The organism is Labilibaculum manganireducens (assembly GCF_963665805.2).
Classification (GTDB): domain Bacteria; phylum Bacteroidota; class Bacteroidia; order Bacteroidales; family Marinifilaceae; genus Labilibaculum; species Labilibaculum manganireducens.
Window position 1 is genome coordinate 3,637,162 of sequence record NZ_CAXXEE010000003.1, and the last position, 19,239, is coordinate 3,656,400.

12 protein-coding genes are annotated in these 19,239 nt (G+C 35.8%); 4 read left to right on the forward strand and 8 right to left on the reverse strand.

All coding sequences use genetic code 11. The annotated features are described in order from the left end of the window. Positions 1–49: 49 nt before the first annotated feature. Positions 50–1,495: a bifunctional metallophosphatase/5'-nucleotidase gene (locus ACHZAX_RS14075; protein WP_320019577.1), complete on the forward strand. Its 1,446-nt coding sequence runs from the start codon at positions 50–52 to the stop codon at positions 1,493–1,495. Between the two features lie 53 nt (positions 1,496–1,548). On the opposite strand, the gene ACHZAX_RS14080 is transcribed toward ACHZAX_RS14075, so the two are convergent. Next, positions 1,549–2,460, reverse strand: coding sequence for a hypothetical protein (locus ACHZAX_RS14080; protein WP_101308946.1), 912 nt, complete (start codon positions 2,458–2,460; stop codon positions 1,549–1,551). A gap of 274 nt (positions 2,461–2,734) precedes the next feature. On the opposite strand from ACHZAX_RS14080, the gene ACHZAX_RS14085 reads away from it, so the two are divergent. Together ACHZAX_RS14085 and ACHZAX_RS14090 are read left to right on the forward strand one after the other, a co-directional pair. Further along, positions 2,735–5,518: a TonB-dependent receptor gene (locus tag ACHZAX_RS14085; protein WP_320019578.1), complete on the forward strand. Its 2,784-nt coding sequence runs from the start codon at positions 2,735–2,737 to the stop codon at positions 5,516–5,518. Positions 5,519–5,538: 20 nt separating this feature from the next. Next, positions 5,539–6,669: a phytase gene (locus ACHZAX_RS14090; RefSeq protein ID WP_320019579.1), complete on the forward strand. Its 1,131-nt coding sequence runs from the start codon at positions 5,539–5,541 to the stop codon at positions 6,667–6,669. A 43-nt stretch (positions 6,670–6,712) separates the two neighbouring features. On the opposite strand, the gene ACHZAX_RS14095 is transcribed toward ACHZAX_RS14090, so the two are convergent. The 5 genes from ACHZAX_RS14095 to ACHZAX_RS14115 form a co-directional block, all read right to left on the reverse strand. Next, the gene (locus ACHZAX_RS14095) at positions 6,713–10,093 is read right to left on the reverse strand and encodes a PAS domain S-box protein (protein WP_320019580.1); all 3,381 of its coding nucleotides are present in this window, start codon (positions 10,091–10,093) and stop codon (positions 6,713–6,715) included. 108 nt (positions 10,094–10,201) lie between these two features. Then, the gene (locus ACHZAX_RS14100) at positions 10,202–10,663 is read right to left on the reverse strand and encodes an Lrp/AsnC family transcriptional regulator (protein WP_101308942.1); all 462 of its coding nucleotides are present in this window, start codon (positions 10,661–10,663) and stop codon (positions 10,202–10,204) included. Positions 10,664–11,035: 372 nt separating this feature from the next. Then, complete coding sequence (locus ACHZAX_RS14105) at positions 11,036–13,855, reverse strand: alpha/beta hydrolase family protein (protein WP_320019581.1); 2,820 nt, start codon at positions 13,853–13,855, stop codon at positions 11,036–11,038. Positions 13,856–13,889: 34 nt separating this feature from the next. Further along, positions 13,890–14,705, reverse strand: coding sequence for a 3'(2'),5'-bisphosphate nucleotidase CysQ (cysQ, locus tag ACHZAX_RS14110; protein WP_320019582.1), 816 nt, complete (start codon positions 14,703–14,705; stop codon positions 13,890–13,892). A gap of 44 nt (positions 14,706–14,749) precedes the next feature. Further along, positions 14,750–16,648 carry an SLC13 family permease gene (locus ACHZAX_RS14115; RefSeq protein WP_320019583.1) on the reverse strand — a complete coding sequence of 633 codons (1,899 nt, stop codon included), beginning with the start codon at positions 16,646–16,648 and terminating at the stop codon, positions 14,750–14,752. Positions 16,649–16,718: 70 nt separating this feature from the next. On the opposite strand from ACHZAX_RS14115, the gene ACHZAX_RS14120 reads away from it, so the two are divergent. After that, positions 16,719–17,288 carry a DUF2284 domain-containing protein gene (locus ACHZAX_RS14120; RefSeq protein WP_320019584.1) on the forward strand — a complete coding sequence of 190 codons (570 nt, stop codon included), beginning with the start codon at positions 16,719–16,721 and terminating at the stop codon, positions 17,286–17,288. 55 nt (positions 17,289–17,343) lie between these two features. On the opposite strand, the gene ACHZAX_RS14125 is transcribed toward ACHZAX_RS14120, so the two are convergent. Beyond that, positions 17,344–17,901: an HDIG domain-containing metalloprotein gene (locus ACHZAX_RS14125; protein ID WP_394698273.1), complete on the reverse strand. Its 558-nt coding sequence runs from the start codon at positions 17,899–17,901 to the stop codon at positions 17,344–17,346. Next, on the reverse strand, positions 17,879–19,120 hold the full coding sequence (locus ACHZAX_RS14130) for an isocitrate/isopropylmalate dehydrogenase family protein (RefSeq protein ID WP_320019586.1): 1,242 nt from the start codon (positions 19,118–19,120) through the stop codon (positions 17,879–17,881). Before ACHZAX_RS14130 ends, ACHZAX_RS14125 begins: the two co-directional genes overlap by 23 nt. Between the last annotated feature and the right edge of the window lie 119 nt (positions 19,121–19,239).

Consider the following 19,239-nt stretch of genomic DNA (forward strand, 5'->3'; position numbering starts at 1 on the left):
AATCTTACAAAAAATAACACACAATTATACTTACAGATCAAATCACACAATGAAAAACATTAAATTCTTACTTCTCTACCTGTTTATTTTCGCGTTTGCATCTTGTTCCAAAGACAGTAATTCGCCAGATAATCCTACTGACTTCACGCCAAAGGAATTGACCATTTTTTGTATAAATGATGCGCACGGTCAATTGGATAATTTCTCAAAAATTAAACAAATCGTTGATAAAGAGAGAGAATCAACCAATGTGATCGTAGTTTCCGGTGGTGATCTGTTTTCAGGAAATCCCACTGTTGACAATCATCCTGAAAAAGGATATCCAATGATTGATGTGATGAATAAAATTGGGTTTGATGTTGCCGTTTTGGGAAATCACGAGTTTGATTACGGGCCCGAAATTCTAAAAGACAGAATGGAACAGTCCAATTTTGCCTGGGTTTGTGCAAATATGGACAAGGGAACTACAGATATTCCGGAGCCATTTGAATACAAAACCATTACCCAGGAAAATATCAAAATAACTTTCCTGGGTTTAATTGAAACCAATGGAAAAAAAGATGCAACAATCCCATCAACTCATCCATGGAGAGTTAAACAATTTCATTTCGACCGGCCTGAAGACATTGTTTCTCTCTATTCAAACGTTAAAAATGAGGAAGAGTCAGATATATATATTGCTCTTAGCCACTTAGGATACAATGGCAATGACCAAATATTAGGAGATGTTCAGCTAGCCAACAAGTTTCCCTATTTCGATTTAATTATTGGAGGGCATAGTCACGATAAAATTAACGCTAAAGTAAATGGAATACCTATTTATCAGGCTGGCAGCAATCTAAATTATCTTGGAAAGATATCAGTTACCATTGTCAACAAAAAAATAGAATCAATTACCGACGAACTAATTAATTTAAACACATATCAAGAATATGATTCTGAATTAAAAACAACAATTGATGGATACAACAATCAAGACTATTTAACAGAAGTAATCGGGGTTTCAAAAAGAGATCATAATACTAGTATGGTTGGCTGTTTTTATACAGATGCATTACGAATTCAAATGGGAGTTGATGTTTGTTTTCAGAATACCGGCGGAATTCGGTCAAACTTAAACGAAGGCGATATCACCAAAAGAGAAATTTACGAAATTACTCCTTTTAGCAACGGAACGGTTATTTATAAAATGACGGTTCTTGACATTAAAAAATTTCTGGCAGGAAGCGGATCAGGATTTTACTATTCAGGCATTCAGATTCAACAGGTTGATCAAGAAATTGAAATAAGAAATATACAAGGGCAAAGATTATCTGATGACACAATACTAAAACTTGGACTAAACGATTACATTCCGGCAGTATATGACAAATACTTCCCTGAAGCTGGCCAAGTTCAAAACATGACAGATGCAGAAACTGTGATTTCTTATCTGCAAAACATCAACAACCAGGTGGATTATCCTGTTTGCGACCGCTACTTTAGAATGAAATAATTGTTTTACAAACAATAAAATACAAAATGATCAAGGTAATAACTTTGGTCATTTTAGTTTTTCATCCACTGTTCGTACTCCACTTTATAAATTGATTGGGGCAATTTAGTTTGCTCTGTAGAGATATACAAAGAGTCGTTTTCACCAAAAACAATACCTTCGGTTTGTGCTCCACCAAGAGGCCTCAGATCTATGCGCAAACTTTTCCCTCCAAAAAAGTCAGTGCCTTCAAATTCATAAAACAAAATTATATAACTTAAATAATCTTTATAACCAACCAACGCCAACAATTTTCCATCAGAACTGATATCAGCACCAGTAACCAACATATTTGCATTAAATTCAGCCTTTACCTTTAATTTCTGAACTTCAATATTTTTAGATGCCGAATACAATCTGGTTTTGTAATTGGCCCAGTTTTTTGTGAAAAAGAAAAGAGAATCACCATATGATAAAAAAGCTTCGCAGTCGAAATCATGTTTTTGTAAATGCCTGGTAAAATCCTCCTGATCAGCCCATTCTATTCCAATCATCTCAACCTCTGCTTTTGACAATTCAGAAGTTCCCAGGTCATCTTTTTTTAGTCTTAATACACGCAGATCTTTACGATTACCAAAATTATTGCCAAAATCCCCAATATAAATGTAGTTCTGATCTGCAGCCAAGTCCTCCCAATCAATGTTTTTAGCATTAGTGATTTCAAACTCTTTTTTAATTACTCCATCCCTATCATAGGCATATAACACTGGTTCACAATCACTATCATTGTTTATCCAAAACAAATTTTTGTACCACATCAAGCCCGACTGCTCATTTACCTTAGCCGACAGAGAATCAGAAACCAAAATGGGTTGGTAAACAATTGAAGCATTAGAAACTTTCAATTGTTCATTAATTGATTTGTTGGAACGACACGCCCCTAAAAACAGAAATGAAAATAAACTGGAATAGAATAAATATTTCACGATATAATTAATATTAGAACATAACAAATCTGTTCAAAATAAATGAATTCTCAAAATTAGAATTAACACCAACAATTCTCCCTCTCCTGTCAAGCGGTTAAAAACCTCCAAATTGATAACATTCTCTTAATAAACGTATTTTTCATTTTACAATAAGTTTACAAAATAATTATACTAAGCTAATCCTTACCCGTAAATCAAAACCTAGTTTTGAGTGTTTAAAAATCTATGGAAAAATATCTAATAAGCTCATCAATAAATTAAAATCTTAAAAATGAAAACATTATTTATTACTTTAAATCTCTTTGTCGTACTCTTATTTTCGGTCACAAGCACTATTGCCGAAAACAATGCAATTAACGTAAAAAGAACAGCGACAATAACCGGTCGTGTTATCGATTCTGAAGACTACCCATTACCAGGGGCAACATTAGTATTAAAAGAGACAAACCAAGGTGTTGCATCAGACAACAACGGAGTTTATCGCATCAACAATATCATCCCGGGAGAATACACTCTTAAGATTTCGTACATTGGTTATGAAAGTGTTGAGAAAAAAATAGTATTTGAAGAATCAACTACCCTAACCGAAAACTTTACTCTTTCGGAAGGTGTAGCATTGCAGGAAGTTGTGATTCAAGGACTACTGAAAGAACAATCACGTGCTTTAAATCAGCAAAAAAGCAACGTAAACATTACCAATATAGTTTCATCCGATCAGGTTGGACAGTTTCCTGATAATAATATCGGTGATGCTTTGAAAAGAATACCGGGTATTAACGTGGAGTACGATCAAGGAGAAGCCCGGTTTGGACACATTCGCGGTACTGCTTCAGAATACAATTCTGTCACCATTAATGGCGATCGTATCCCTTCTGCTGAAGCAGGAATCCGATCGGTACAGCTTGATCTTGTTCCTTCAGATATGATTCAGACTGTTGAGGTAAACAAAGTGATAACCCCGGATATGGAAGCTGATGCAATTGGTGGTTCGGTAAACCTGATCACCCGATCAAATCCATTTAAACAACAAATTTCTGCCCGTGTTGGAACCGGATATAATTTTTTAAGTGATGATCCTCAATTAATTCTTTCGGCTCTATATGGCAACCGCTTTAAAACAGGAACACAATCAAACCTTGGTATGGTATTCTCTGCCTCATACCAGGACAATCAACTGGGATCGGACAATATTGAAGCTGAGTGGGAAAAAGATGACAAGGGAGCCATCTACACATCCGATTTTCAGATTAGAACCTACTACGTTCAACGAATTCGTCAAAGCTATTCTTCTTCTTTTGATTACAATTTTAACCCAAATCACAAAATCGAATTCAAAGCCATTTATAATCACAGAAAAGACTGGGAAAACCGTTTTCGTTTGCAATACAAAGACATTGAACAAAAGGATGGAAACTGGATTACGGAAGTTCGCCGCCAGACCAAAGGCGGAACCAATAAGAACCGCAGACTGGAAGATCAGCAGACAATGAACTTTGCTTTAAATGGAGAACACCACTTAGGAACTATTGAAATTGATTGGAAAGGCAGCTATTCCAAGGCTTCTGAAGATCGCCCCAATGAACGCTACATCACATTAAATGCTAAGAAAGTTGCGATTACACCTAATTTCTCGAATACTGAAAAACCAATGTTTTCTGTAAACGCCCCTCAATTAGCAGATTTAAGCAGCGAATTTGGTTTAAAAGAACTTACAGAACAATTTCAATACACAGAGGATATTGATAAAAATTTAAAAGTTGATATCAAATTTCCAATCCTTAGCGGAAAAAACAAGAACTCTCTTCAAACTGGTTTCAGATTAAAAAGCAAGGAGAAAAACAGAGACAACAGCTTTAATGATATTGAGCCAAATGATGAAAACGGCTTTATAAGTAATGCCTTAAACAATCAGTATGATGCCAGTAAAAGTGATTTTATGGCTGGAAATTATGCTGCCGGACACTTTGCATCCAAACAGTTTCTTGGAGGATTAAATTTTGATAATCAGTATAACCAAACCCGAAATGTTGAAGAGGAAGCCGGTAACTTTGAAGCAAAAGAAGATGTTTACGCCGGATATGTTCGTTTGGATCAGGATTTTGGAAAAAAACTTAAAATGATTTTTGGTCTTCGTGCAGAACAAACAAAATTAAAATATTCCGGTAGAATTTTGGATATTCCTGCTGACGGTGATCCAACGATTAGTACTACTGCAAAAGAAAAGAACGACTATACCAATATTCTTCCCAGTGTAATTGCAAAATTGTCGCTATCCGAGAATACTAAACTAAAACTAGCCTGGACAAACTCTATTTCACGCCCGAAATACTACGATTTGGTTCCACACAGCAAAATTAAACAGGAAGATAATGAAATTGAAATAGGCAATCCTAAACTGGATCCAACCAACTCAATGAACTTTGATGTAATGGCTGAGCATTACTACTCAAATGTTGGATTACTTTCAGGTGGTTTCTTTTACAAATCGTTAAGTGATATTTCGAACACCATTGAACACAGAGATTTCAGCTACAGTGGGAAGACCTGGGATAAATTCTACCAACCTATTAATGTTGGTGATGCTGACCTTTATGGTTTTGAGTTTGCTTTTCAAAGACAATTGGATTTTCTACCAGGTTTCTTAAGTGATATGGGATTTTATGCCAACTATACCTACACTCATTCAAAAATGAAAAACGTGAATATTTCGGGTAGAGAAAATGAAGATTTATCGATAGTAGGAACACCGGAAAACAACGTTAATTTATCTTTATTTTACGAAGGTAAAAAACTTAATGTACGTGTATCATTACAATATGCTGATGATTTTATTGATGAGTGGGGAGAATCTGCATTCTACGACAGTTACTATGATAAAGTAACACATATGGATGTAAGCGCCGGCTACAACATCAATTCCAATTTCAGCATTTTCGCATCGGTAAACAACATCTTAAACGAACCTTTACGCTACTACCAAGGAGACAAGAGTCACACCAAGCAAGCTGAATACTATGGCGCTAAAGCGAATATTAGTTTAAAAATGAATTTCTAAGCAAAAAAACAAGTTTTATTATGCATAAAAGACCAAATACAATAATTCTACTAGGGATAACTGCATCACTCCTAATTGCCTGTTCATGCGATCGCTCAAGCGAAGGTTCGAGAAAAGCTTCTTTACTGATTGAAAAAGTTACTGAGGCAGACGGCGAAACGGATGCACTGAAAAATAGATTGGCAACCGAAGATGCTGCTGATGACCCTGCAATATGGGTAAACCCTGACTCTTCGGAACAAAGTAGAATTATAGGTACAGATAAAAAAGGCGGTTTAGCTGTATATGATTTAGATGGCAATGAACTGTTTTACTATGCTGATGGCAACATGAATAATGTTGACGTCCGCCAAAACATTAAAAATGGGCAGGATTCAATTGATATTGCAGCCTGTTCGAACCGAAGCTCAAACACTCTGGATTTCTACAGCATCGAAAAAGACGGTAGTTTACATCAATTTGAAAATGCCATTCCTGTTGAAATGAAAGATGAAGTTTATGGTTTTTGCCTGTCTAAAAGTCAGGATCAACTTTACGCCTTTGTGAACAGCACTTTTGGAAATATTGAACAATGGGAAATCATGCCGGAAGGCAAAAAGATTTCCGCGAAATTGGTTCGACGACTAAAACTTGCCAGTAAAACAGAAGGAATGGTTTCCGACGACGAGGCTGGTATAATTTTTATAGGAGAGGAAGCCAAAGGAATTTGGAAAATATCAATAGATCCAAACAGTACGAAAGGATTTGAGCTTCTTTCTCAGAGTACGGTAGATCAAAATGAAAACATTTATGAGGACATCGAAGGTTTGTGCATTTACAAGCAATCGAACGGATCCGGATACTTAATTGCCTCCAGTCAGGGAAACTATTCTTATGCTGTATTTGAAAGAAAAGCACCTCACAACTATTTAGGAAGTTTTAGAATTGGTGATGGGGTGATTGATGGTGCAGAAGAAACAGACGGTATTGAGGCCATTAATCTAAATCTCGGAGAAAAATTCCCGGAAGGAATGTTTGTTGTTCAGGATGGGTTTAATAAAAAGGATGAAAAATCAATTGCCCAAAACTTCAAAATGGTACGATGGGAAAAAATCGCAAATCTTTTCGAGCCAAAATTAAATATTGACACTCAATGCATTGCTGCTAAATAGCGGACTGTATAATCTAAAAAGAGCAGGCTTTAAAAGTCTGCTCTTATTTTTTTTTCTCCTTTATAGTTTTAGGATAAAGAAACTCATACAAAACCCGATACAAGACATATTTATCAATTGGTTTTGAAATATATCCCTTAAAACCTTTCTCTAATATCTTCTTTTCATCTTCTTTCAAAGCGTATGCCGTTTGTGCAATTATCGGAATATTTGGATTCATCTTTAATATCTGTTTTGATGCTTTATATCCATCCATGACAGGCATTTTAACGTCCATCAATATTAAATCAACATCTGTTTTATCTTCTATAATTTTTACAGCCTCCATTCCATTTTTTGCCCATATTACTTTTACTGAAGTTGGAGCCAAAATTTCTTCAATCAACAAATAATTAAATTCAATATCCTCAACAACAAGAATGGTCTCATTTCTTAATAAAGGTATCGGAAATCTCTTTTCAAAACCCTCTGTTTTTCTCTGTTGTGAATGAACCACATCTCTTAATCTAAAATAGAAAACCGACCCTTTTCCCTTTTCTGATTCAAGCCACAATTCACCATTCAGCAAATTCGAAATCTCTTTACAAATAGCCAAGCCTAAACCAACACCTGACTGCATGCCCAAACCGGTTTCGTCAACCTGTCGGAAAATATCGAAAATAATTTTTGTATGCTCCGGCAAAATACCAATTCCAGTATCCGACACATAGAAGGTAATATCCGATCCTTCAACCTGATATCCATACGTAATTATTCCTGATTCTGTGTACTTTATTGCATTATTCAAAAGATTGGTTATTAACTGTATCAATTTTGTTTTATCCGAATTCAAATACAAATTGTCATCATCAGGAGTGCATTTTAACCGTATTGCCAGATTCGACTTATTGCTCTTATTTATTTCTGATTTTACATATTGTTGCAATGTTAAAAATAATTCAGACAAAGAAAAATCCTCTTTTTTAACTTTAGCCTCTTTTGTCTGAAGAAGTGATACATCGAATATCGATTCAATTATTTTCAACAAATGCTGCCCACTTAACTTGATGATCTCATTCCATTTCACAATTCTGTCAATTGCCGAATTTGAATTAACCAATCCACTAAATCCTATAATCGCATTTAAAGGGGTTCTTAATTCGTGAGACATAGATGCCAGAAATGCAGATTTCAATTGATCACTTTCTTCTGCCTTTTCTTTTGCAAATATGAGTTTTTGTTCAAATTTTCTCCGGCTAATTACTCCTGCTAATACGTCAGCAAAGGTATAGAGCAAGTTAATATCTTCCGAATCCCATTCTTTATCATGAAAAACAGAATCGAAACCTACAAAACCCAGTAAGGACTCATGTGACAAGATTGGAAGAACTAATAATGATTTAAGATCGGAATGAAAATTACCCAGCTTTTTCTGTATTTCTTTTGAAGAAAGTTTGGATAAAGGGAGATAAAGGTGCTTGCGTTGCTTAAATTTTTTAATCCACTGTTGAAAATCTTCTATTGACAAATTTTGTGAAATCTCTTTCATAGAAACAACACTTTCCCGACACCATTCGTGAGTATTATTTAATGAAATTCTATTTTCCTCAAACAAAAACACATAACTTCTATCTGTATTCGTAAATTCACTTATATTCTTTAATGCACGATTAATTAACTGATCTATATCGCTTAAAGAAGAGCCAATAAAATCAGCAGAAATATCAATTAGTAATTTTTCTATTTCCGTTTTATGCTTTAACCGAGCCTCTGATACCTTTCGATAACTAACATCCCGAACAATAGATTGAATGAATCTGGTTCCATTTAAATCAATTAAATTAGAATTAATTACAACAGGAATAATTTCACCTGATTTGGTTAAATAATTCGTCTCAAAAGATACTTTTCCTTCATTTCGCAAAGCCTCTCTTATGGCATTTATCTCACTGTCAAAATGTTCGTCTTTTAATCTTAAATTTACCAAAGTAAGTTTATAAAACTCTTCCCGGGAATAACCATAACGCTTAATTGCAGCATCATTAACTTCAACAAATTTTTGAAAATTAAAATCATCCCATGGATGAACAAAAGCAGCATCGTTTAAAGAATTAAAAAGTATTCGAAACTTATTTTCACTTTGTATTAAATTCTGCTCAGAAATCTTACTATCAGTAACATCAGCTATGTATCCTTCAATAAATAAAGGTCGGCTCTTTTGATCTTTTATAGTAATTCCCTGCTCAAACACCCATTTAAGAGTCCCGTCTTTACTAATGATTCTATACTCAATTGTAAATCTTTTATTTTTTGAACTTGCTTCATTAACGACTTGTGCAACAAAATCCCGATCTTCAGGATGTATTATATCATTATAAGCAACATGTGAATTATAATTTAATTCTTCGGGCGTATACCCAGTTAAGCTTAAACTTCCCTGACTAACGTACAACATAGTCCAGGACTCATCAGCCAAACACCTGTAAATCATACCCGTAAGATTACCCATTAAAGTTGATAACCGTCTGGTAGCCTCGATGGATTTACGCTGTAATTTTTTTTGCTCTGTTACATTTCTTACAATTGCGGTAATTTCTCTTTCACCGCTGCTGCTGATTCTGAACTCAAAATAACAAACTCCTCTACCTTCTATTCTAAGCCGATAATCAAAAACCTGAACTTTCCCGGTATCCAAGGCCGCCTCCATAGAATTCGCAAACTCACGAGTCAAATTCTCCTCAAATACTTTTCGGATATCCAAACCAACAATCGATTCCTCATTTCGGAATAAGCCTTTCTCCTCTCCATGAAGATCAATCACCTTTCCATCTCTTGATATTCTTAAAATTAAATCGGGAATTGTTTCCAGCAAGGCATTTGCTTTTGCCTCACTTTCTTTCAAACGTTTCTCTGCAGCTAACCTTTCTGTGATATCTTCAAATATGGTAAAGACTTCTTCGCTCAATCCCGTTTCCTTATTCATTAAAGGCGTTGCTGTAATACTAATCCAGATATAAGCTTGTTTTTGAGGATTATATACGCCAAGTATGGAATTAGTCACCTCTTTGCCTGTAGTCAGGGCAATTTTTGCAGGGTGTGTTTCCTTGGTCATTAAAGAACCATCTGCAAGGATGTTCTTTATTCTTGGTTCAAAGCTTTCAATGTTGAGTAAAAATTCCTTTTCAACACCTAATATTTTTGATGCGGAAGGGTTTGCATAAATTATCTTCCCGTCCTGATTTCGAATTAGTATTCCTTGATTTGTAGCATTATAAAGAAGATCAGCCCTGTTAACGATATTCTTTTTTCCAAGACTTTCTGAGTAACAATCTCTTTCCTTATTCAATTCCTCAACCTGCTTTTCCAACTCAGCAATTCTTTCCTTGTATTCGGAAAGTATTCTTTCGAATGCATCAGAAGACATATGTTGATTGTTATCAGTCATGAATTAAGATATTGCCTAATAAAACCGAATTAGCTTATCACAAGTTACTAAAACAACATCAGGAATTTATTAGATATAAGCATAAATTCTTTAGCTCAACAGTACCTATTATATATAATACTCAGATGTTTGTTTGATTTCCTTAATCAAAAATATACTATTCAGTACTCCTATGTTTTTAATTTTAGAAAGTTTATAACGTAAAAATTCATGATATTCCTCCAAACTTCCAACATGAATTTTAAGAATAAAATCGACCTGACCAACCGCATGATAACATTCCTGAACTTCTTGTAAATCCTGAATTTGTTCTTCGAATTCATCAATAAAAGCCTCATTATGATATCGCATGGAAACCTGACACATTACTGTAACGGCTTTACCTATTCTCATTTTATCAAGAATAGCCACATATTTTTTAATGAAGCCTTGATTCTCCAACCTCCTAATTCTCTCGTAAACGGGTGATACCGTAAGATTTAGCATCGACGCAATTTCCTTGGCCGTCTTCTTTGAATCATTCTGAAGTATCCTCAGAATTGTTTTATCCGTTTGATCTAAATTCTCCATATCAGAAAAAATTACTCCTTTTACAACGTTTGCACAATCACCTTTAGTAAAAAAAAGGTCTAAAACTTATATTTGCAACAATTATTACTTAATTATTTAATAAATATATGAAATAATACCGAAACATATTTACTTTGCTAGCAAATAGTACTAATACAAACATCAGATTTTTTGTAAATCGTTGATCTTAAAAATATAGGCTAACAGCCGAAGTAAAACAACAACAAACACACAACAACACACCTACAAACACTAATTCGAACGCCTCTTTTCCATCCGGAATCGAGGCGTTTTTCCATGTCCCAATTGATAGAAAGATCAGAATACAAAAAATGCGTCCTTTTCAGAACGCATTATAACTATTTTAATAATCTATTTCTTTAAATCGTAACCATCTGTAATTCCTTTTTCAACAGCCGGAATCCCATCTACCATCCATTCAGGAGCTGGTTTTCCTTTCAGATAATAGTCAAAAAACTGCATGGTTCTGATGGATAAATCCACTCTGTTTGGCCGCTTTTTTAGATTATGATCTTCATCGTTATAGGATAACAACCAACAAGGTTTTTGCAAACGCCGCATCGCCACAAACAATTCAATTCCCTGGTACCAAGGTACTGCGCCATCATGATCATTGTGCATCATTAGTAAGGGAGTTACAATTTTTGGCGCATAAAATATCGGCGAGTTCTCTATGTATTGCAATGTGCTGTTCCAAAGAGTTCCTCCAATACGACTTTGTGTGTGCTCGTACTGAAACATTCTGCTCATACCTGTTCCCCAACGAATTCCACCATAAGCTGATGTCATGTTGGATACGGGAGCCCCGGCCATTGCACATTTAAACAAATTTGTTCTTGTTACCAAATAAGCAATTTGATATCCGCCCCAGCTTTGACCTTGCAATCCAATATTTTTCTTATCGATAAAAGAATAACGATCCAGCATGCTCAGAGTTCCAGTTACAACAGCACTATATGCACATTCGCCAGGATATCCGACTTTATGATAGGTGATATCAGGCATAAATATCAGGTAATCATTACTCACACAATAGCTGGGGTTGATAATTGACCAATTGGGTTGCGGCACGTGGTGACGATGCAATGCATCGGAACTTCTCTCATAAAAATAAACTAACATTGGATATTTTTTATTTGGATCGAAATTTTCAGGCTTGTACAATAAACCTTGCAATTCTTCACCATCACCCGAAGTCCATTTCACCAATTCAACATCTCCCCAAAGGTAATTTTTCTGCTGTGGATTCGCATCCGATACTTGTTTTGAATTTGTAAACCTCATGTTACCAGTCCACAAATTTGGATAATCTTTAAAAGTAGATCGTTTCCATATCAATTGGTTTGCTTTTTTTGCTTTCAAAGGACTATTGAAACCTGCATCCTCAAAAACCAATTCTTCGGGTTCTTCATCTTGCTGTAAGCGGTAAAAACCTGATTTTTTTGTGAACTCATGAAACGCACTCAAAAGAACCGGCTTTTTCAAATCAATAAATAGTTCCTCTTCATCCAATTTCACGTAATCGAAACGAATCTTATTTCTACGACCAAAGCTATTGGTAATATTTTCAGAACCTTTCACTCCTGTCGGATCCAACTTCCAAAAATCATATCGATCACTAATAATTACATACTCATCTCCTTTTGTCCATCCCACTATTCCATATGGACTGGGATCACTCGGAGTATCATGAGTTTCATCGTAAAAATTAGCTTTTATCTTCTTTGTTAATGCCACCGTTTTGCGATTCTCAATCTGATACGAATACCAAATACTATCCTGAGTCTCGAACCAGATCAAGTACATCTGAACAGGGGAAATATTCACGCGTGAATTTTTCTTTTCCAGCACCATGTCTTTCTTTCCCGTTTTTGTGTCTACTACATAGTAATCGGAATACCAATCATCCCACGATGTCAATTGCTGATATGGCAATGACGAAGAGCCAAGCGCTAATTTAGAATTTCCGTCATCATACAATTTCACATCAGGTAATTTTTCATTTCCCAACTGCAAAACTTTATTCTCCAATGGATTATATACGGCTAACCAAGTTCTTTTCTTCTCTTTTTCGGCTTGTACTTTCTGTTGAGGCTGCAACAAAGGATCTTTCCAGTTCCACACATCAACATGATATTTTTCCTCGTCAAGCAGAGTGTCTTTTGGTTCATTAATCGGTCTGGGAGCTACTCCAAAAAACAATTTCTCTCCATTTTTCGAGAAATATATTTCGCCATTCTCACTTACCGTCCAATCTTTCTGAATATCCTTACTTAAGGTATCCACCAAAACCTTTAGCTCATTAGGTTTTATATTTTGATAGTATAAAGCAAAAGTTTTATTCTTGAGAGTATCAGAAGAAAAAATAAAAGAAAGCTGATCACCATTAGGTGCTAAAGATGTTTTCTTTGCAATTCCTTCTTGTTCGAATACAGTTTTAACCTGCTCCTTATTAGCAGTAAACCAATTCACCTTCGAGGTTTGAATACTATCCCCTTCAACCTGAACAAAAGAAACAGCATTTCCATTTTCAGATAAGGCATAATCGGAAACATCTTTGTATCGATACTCTTTTCCCGACAGGAAATTTAAGATTACGAGCTCTCCTTTTTCAATTTTCTCTTTGTCCTTCGCCCCCTTTTCACCTTTAGTTTTCTTTTCTGGCTTTTCAATCGAATCGTTAGCCAAAGAATCCTTTTTTTCCTTAGGCATTTTCAATAAAAAGGCCATCCAATTTCCTTTTTCCTTAGGCATCTTAAACGATTCCAATTCCGGAAATCGAAGAATGCTGTCTGCCATTAAATTCCAAATCCCCAATGAATCTTTTGGCAAATCCTTCTTTTCAATCTTCTTCACCTTTGCTTGCCGAATGGTATCAAACTGAGCTTTAATATTGAAACTTAAAATTTCACTTTCCGGCGAAAATATCGCCTGATATCCTCTGGCTACAGAATCCAACTTCCCCGTACTTACCTGATACAGGTAAAGATATCCATCTCCTTTCTGAGGATTCACTTCATAAGTGATCCATTCTCCGTTAGCAGATATCTGTTGATTTTTAAGGTTTTTCCAATGATCATAGTCGGCATGACTTAATGGAATTTTATTTGTTTGTGCCATTAAGCTGCCAATAAACAGACAAAACAATATGGCAAGTATTGATTTTTTCATTCCTAAATTTGTTGTGTTTGTATGTATTGTTTGTTTAGTATTCTCTTTTGCAGATGAACCAAGGATTTAAAAGGTCTTCCTTGTTGTATGAAATCTCAGCACCGGAGTTTAAATGCAAAACCTTTCCTCCTGAAGCCGATACAATTGCATGGCCTGCCGCAATATCCCATTCCATTGTAGGAGCATACCGTGGGTAAACATCAGCCTCTCCTTCTGCAATCATACACAGTTTTAAGGAGCTTCCCTTTGATATTAACTCAACATTACCGTGTTCCTCTTGCAGCTTCGAAATAAAATCTTTTGTTTCCTGATTCATGTGAGAACGAGATCCCACCACCCGAACAGACTTTCGATCCTGAGAAAGAGGCAGCGCTATGGAATGCCCGACTAATGAATCTAAATCACCAGACCAATCCATAATATCATCCATTCTAAATGCGCCCAATTCCTTATCGGAAAAATACAATTGCTTATAAACAGGTACATAAATAACACCTGCAATTGATGTTCCATTTTCAATTAAAGCAATGTTCACAGTAAATTCATCATTCTTTTTTATGAATTCTTTCGTGCCATCGAGCGGATCAACGATCCAACAATATTCCCAGTTTTTTCTAATTTCGAAACCCAAATGTTCTCCCTCCTCGCTTAAAACAGGTAAACCCAGCTCATCCAATATCGACACAATAGCTTGATGCGCCCTTTGATCAGCAATTGTCAACGGACTATTGTCCGATTTAATTTGAATCTCAAAGTCTTTGGAATTATAGACCTCCAATATCTCTTTTCCGGCTTTTAACGATGCAGTTACCGCCGCAAAAAGAAGTTCTTTTCTTTTACTAAAATTCATAGGTTTTTATGCTTAGCAATCCCTAAGGATTGTGGAATTATCAATTAATAAAAATAGATGTATGACAGTATTAATACAGTAACCAGCATGTAAATAATGGTCAGAGGAAATCCTATTTTGAAGAAATCTTTAAAGGTATATCCTCCTGGTCCGTATACCATTAAGTTGGTTTGATAACCAATTGGAGTCATGAAATTTGCTGCGGCTGCAAATGCTACAACCAATACAAATGGTTCCGGATTTAAATGAAGATTTAACGCTATTGTAAGCGAAATAGGAAATACAATAGCAACAGCAGCCTTATTGGTTATATAGGCCGCAAGTACCGATGTAATTAAATAAATTCCAAATAAAACGCCGACTCTTCCTAACGGAATAAAGACTGAAATTAACAGATCCGCAATGATCTCCGCCAATCCGGAATTTATCATGGCTGTGCCAAATGCCAAGGCAAGAGAAATAATTAAAGCCAGATTAAAATCAACCCTTGATGCAATATCTTTAGGATTAGAAATTTTCAAAGCCAGAATAACAATAATCATCACAATTAAAGTCATGAACAAAGGCACAATTTTTAGGGCTGACAAGACAACAGCCAACACCGTTCCTCCAAGCAGTAACCATATTTTATAAGCCTCCTGCTTTCTGAATTCTTTTACTTTCGATATAAAATAAAAATCCTGAACCAAATGAGAACGATCAACAAAATCGTCACCTCCTAAAAGCAATAATACATCACCGGCACGAAGTTTTACTTCTCCAATTTTACCACTTACCCGACCTCCATTTCGGTGAATACCAATTACTGCAGCATCAAAATGACCTCTGAAATTAGCCTCTTTAACTGTTTTGGATATCAAGGTTGAGTTATGAGAAATTACAATTTCAACAACTTCTATATGCTTTTTATGAGTCAGCATCCCAACCGTAGGAAGCGTTAATCCTGAATTGGGAAGCACCAAATCGGCAATGGTTTCGGTATCGCCTGCGAACAATAAACGATCGCCTTCTTCCAGTCTGTATTCATGCGAAACTGCTGCAATTCTTACATCACCCCGGTTGATCTGAAAAAGGTAAAGACCTTTCAAATTTCTTAAATCAGCCTCTTCAATTGATTTTCCAATTAAACCGGAATTTGATTTAACATGCGCTTCAACAATATACTTTCGCGAATTTTCAGAAAATTCACCCAACACATCCTCTTTTTCCGGCAACCATTTCTTACTTACCAATAAAAGGTAAATCGACCCAATAAGCATCATTGGAATTCCAACATATGCAAAACTAAACATATCGAGAGAACCCAATGCAGGTATAATTTTCTGATCGATAACCATACCATTAACAATCAAGTTTGTGGATGTACCAATTAGAGTTATACATCCTCCTAATATAGCTGCGTATGATAATGGAATTAATAATTTCGATGGAGAAATATTATTGCGCTTGCTCCAATTATGCACATATGGCATCATAACAGCAACAAGAGGTGTATTATTTAAAAAAGCTGAAAAAGCTCCCACCAGAAATATCATGCGTGCCATGAATTGCCGATAAGTAGTGGCTTTTTGAAATACCTTATCAAATAGAGTTTCAACAATACCCAAATCCCTGATAATATCTCCAATCAACAAGAGCATTAAAATGACAAAAACCTGATCATTGGCAAATCCACCAAGGATCTCTGAAGGAGTAAGAATCCCAAAAATCCCAAGAACAACAACTCCAATCAGGAAAGTAAAAGCAGGCCCAACCCATTCTTTATAGAATGATATCAGAATAAAAACCAACACGATTAATACAACGATCGCATCAAATGAGAGCATAAATAAGGTTTTTGGATTGAGTTTAAGGTACGAAGATACAAAAATACTGTAAGCTGAAAACTCATTTTTCAATCCTTTGCACGTCTGAATTATTAAACTGTTCAATTTTTTGTTCATAAACCTTTAAGCTACCCAACTAAAAGTTATCAAAACCATTAAATTTGTAAGGCTTACAAACAAATCAAACATGAATAATTACCAAACAGGCTCCTTTGAGAAACAATTTCACAACAATACAATCACGATTCATTACAAGCAGCTTCACCTCAAAACAAGTGAAATTCTTTCCTATCTAAATCCGAAAGAATTTAACATTTATTGCAAAAACGGCTGTCCAAATCATTCTCAAAAATGGACTTGTCCACCAAACTGTCCAACTTTTGAAAATTATTCCAAAGATTATTCTGTTGTATCTCTTTACTTATTTTACACCTCTCCTCATCAATTTGAAAATAATGATAACAAAGCCCTGTACTCTTACAATTTCATTAAAGAAGAACTGCAAACCTATCTTCGAAAAATTGAGCCGGCGAATGGAAAAATGATTGCTGCAAATAGTTGTGAGCTTTGCTCTACCTGTGGGCTTGCTTTGGGAAAGGAATGTCATATCCCGGAAAAAATGCGTTACAATTTGGTCGCCTTTGGTTTTAACGTAAGCAAAATAATGACCGATCTGTTTCAACACGAACTACAATGGGCTTCGAAAGATCAAATACCTGATTTTGTAAGCAGTGTTGGAGCCATATTAAAAAAATAACTCCGGCAAATTAGTTGCCCGGAGTTTTTTTGCATGATTTTTATTTATTAGACAATTACACTTTTAATCTTTCTTTAAAAGGCAAAAAAGTCATGAAGTCGGCATGGTGAACAATGTAGGCTTCGGTGCTTCTTTTCACCATATTTCCTTCTCCTGCATGGGTTGCAATAATGTGGCAAACCTCGGGTGGAATACCACACTCCTCAGCCAATGAAACCCCTGAAAAAGGATGACGGATGTATTTTCCATATGTGCCCTGAACTGCATTATCGTCCTCATCCAAAATATATTCCAACAACTTACCTACGTCGCAAAGTATGGCTCCGGAAAGTAAAACATCCATATCCACAGGCAACTCTTCTTTAAAAAAGGAATTCATTTTTTCGCCGCTTTCTTTTGCTATATGAACTACGCATTGCTTGTGATCCATAAAACTCACTTTAAAATCAGGTCCACATAAAAGCGTAAAAGGAATTCGTTGCAGATCTTCAGCGGACAGTACACTTCTTTCCAAAGCAATCTCCCATACTTTAGTCGTTTTTTCTCTTAGCACCTCATCTTCAATCCAATTGAGTTCGGGCCACAATTCCTTAACTATTTTTCTCATATTCATAATCAGGATTGTTGGAATATTTCGTTTTTAACTTTTCGATAATTACATCTGCCATTTGCTGAGTGGATGCAGCACCATTAGCAAGCACATCTGCACTGCCTGTCATCTTCATCATATCGTAGGTTTGTACCTTTCCTTCTTCAATTACTTCAGCAACCGCATTTCTAATTCTTGCAGCTATTTCCTTTTCTTCCAGATACTCCAACATCATACAAGCTGATTCTACCATTGCAATAGGATTTACTATGGAAACCGGATAATCGGCATATTTGGGAGCAGAACCATGAGTTGGCTCGAACACAGCAATTCCTTCATCAGACATTTGTGCACTGCAGGCAAAGCCTAAACCTCCAATAAGCCCGGCAAATCCATCAGACACAATATCTCCAAACATATTGCCCGCCACAATCACTCCGTAATTTTCAGGATTTTTGGTCAACCACATCATTTGCGCATCAATGTTTGTGTTCCAAAGTTCAATTTCAGGGAATTTTTTCTTCTGGATTTCCTGTGCCAGCTTAAACATCATTCCTGAAGTCTCGCGAATAACATTTGGCTTTTCGCAAAGCGTAACCGATTTATATCCATTCTTTTTGGCGTACCCGAAAGCTGCCATTAAAATTCTGGTGGTACCGGTTCTCGTGAAAATTCTTGTGGAAATGGATAAATCTTCCCTTGGTACACTGCCAAAATTCTTCACAAATTTAGGATGTGAAGTTAGTGCTGCATAAACAATATTATCGGGATTTGACCATTCTACCCCGCCGTACAAACCTTCTGTGTTCTGTCTGAAAATTACGACATCAACTATTGGTTCTTCAATTGCCCCTCCTTTGCCTCTGCGGATAAAATTTAACGGATTTCCTTTATAGGTTTTGCAGGGACGAATGCAGATATCGAGGTTGAAGTACTGCCGTAAACCAACAATTGGACTTGAGTACACCAATCCTTTATTTTGCAAAGCCGGAGCCAATTCATTCGCTGCATCATCCTTTGGTTTGGACGTTATGGCACCAAACAATCCTATTTTATGTTTTTTTAGCAGTTCAATCGTTCGCTTAGGAAGAGGATTTCCTTCCTTACACCAAAATTCCCAGCCGATATCACCTTCTTCGTAATCTGCTTCAAATCCTGCAGAATTTAAGATCCTAATGGTTTCGTTAAGTACAACTTTGCCTATTCCATCACCGGGCATAGCAACAATAGTTCTCCTGGTCATAAGTTTCTGTTTTGTAAGTTTATACCAAATTAACATCAAAAAATGCCTCATAAAATGTTTCTTTTTAGCTATATCTTCATTAAAAAAGATGCATCGTAACATGGCTATACTTTACTTTT

Coding starts and splice junctions, on each gene's coding strand:
- ACHZAX_RS14075 (WP_320019577.1), top strand. CDS start 50: ATGAAAAACATTAAATTCTTACTTCTCTACCTGTTTATTTTCGCGTTT.
- ACHZAX_RS14085 (WP_320019578.1), top strand. CDS start 2,735: ATGAAAACATTATTTATTACTTTAAATCTCTTTGTCGTACTCTTATTT.
- ACHZAX_RS14090 (WP_320019579.1), top strand. CDS start 5,539: ATGCATAAAAGACCAAATACAATAATTCTACTAGGGATAACTGCATCA.
- ACHZAX_RS14095 (WP_320019580.1), bottom strand. CDS start 10,093: ATGACTGATAACAATCAACATATGTCTTCTGATGCATTCGAAAGAATA.
- ACHZAX_RS14100 (WP_101308942.1), bottom strand. CDS start 10,663: ATGGAGAATTTAGATCAAACGGATAAAACAATTCTGAGGATACTTCAG.
- ACHZAX_RS14105 (WP_320019581.1), bottom strand. CDS start 13,855: ATGAAAAAATCAATACTTGCCATATTGTTTTGTCTGTTTATTGGCAGC.
- cysQ (WP_320019582.1), bottom strand. CDS start 14,705: ATGAATTTTAGTAAAAGAAAAGAACTTCTTTTTGCGGCGGTAACTGCA.
- ACHZAX_RS14115 (WP_320019583.1), bottom strand. CDS start 16,648: ATGAACAAAAAATTGAACAGTTTAATAATTCAGACGTGCAAAGGATTG.
- ACHZAX_RS14120 (WP_320019584.1), top strand. CDS start 16,719: ATGAATAATTACCAAACAGGCTCCTTTGAGAAACAATTTCACAACAAT.
- ACHZAX_RS14125 (WP_394698273.1), bottom strand. CDS start 17,901: ATGAATATGAGAAAAATAGTTAAGGAATTGTGGCCCGAACTCAATTGG.
- ACHZAX_RS14130 (WP_320019586.1), bottom strand. CDS start 19,120: ATGACCAGGAGAACTATTGTTGCTATGCCCGGTGATGGAATAGGCAAA.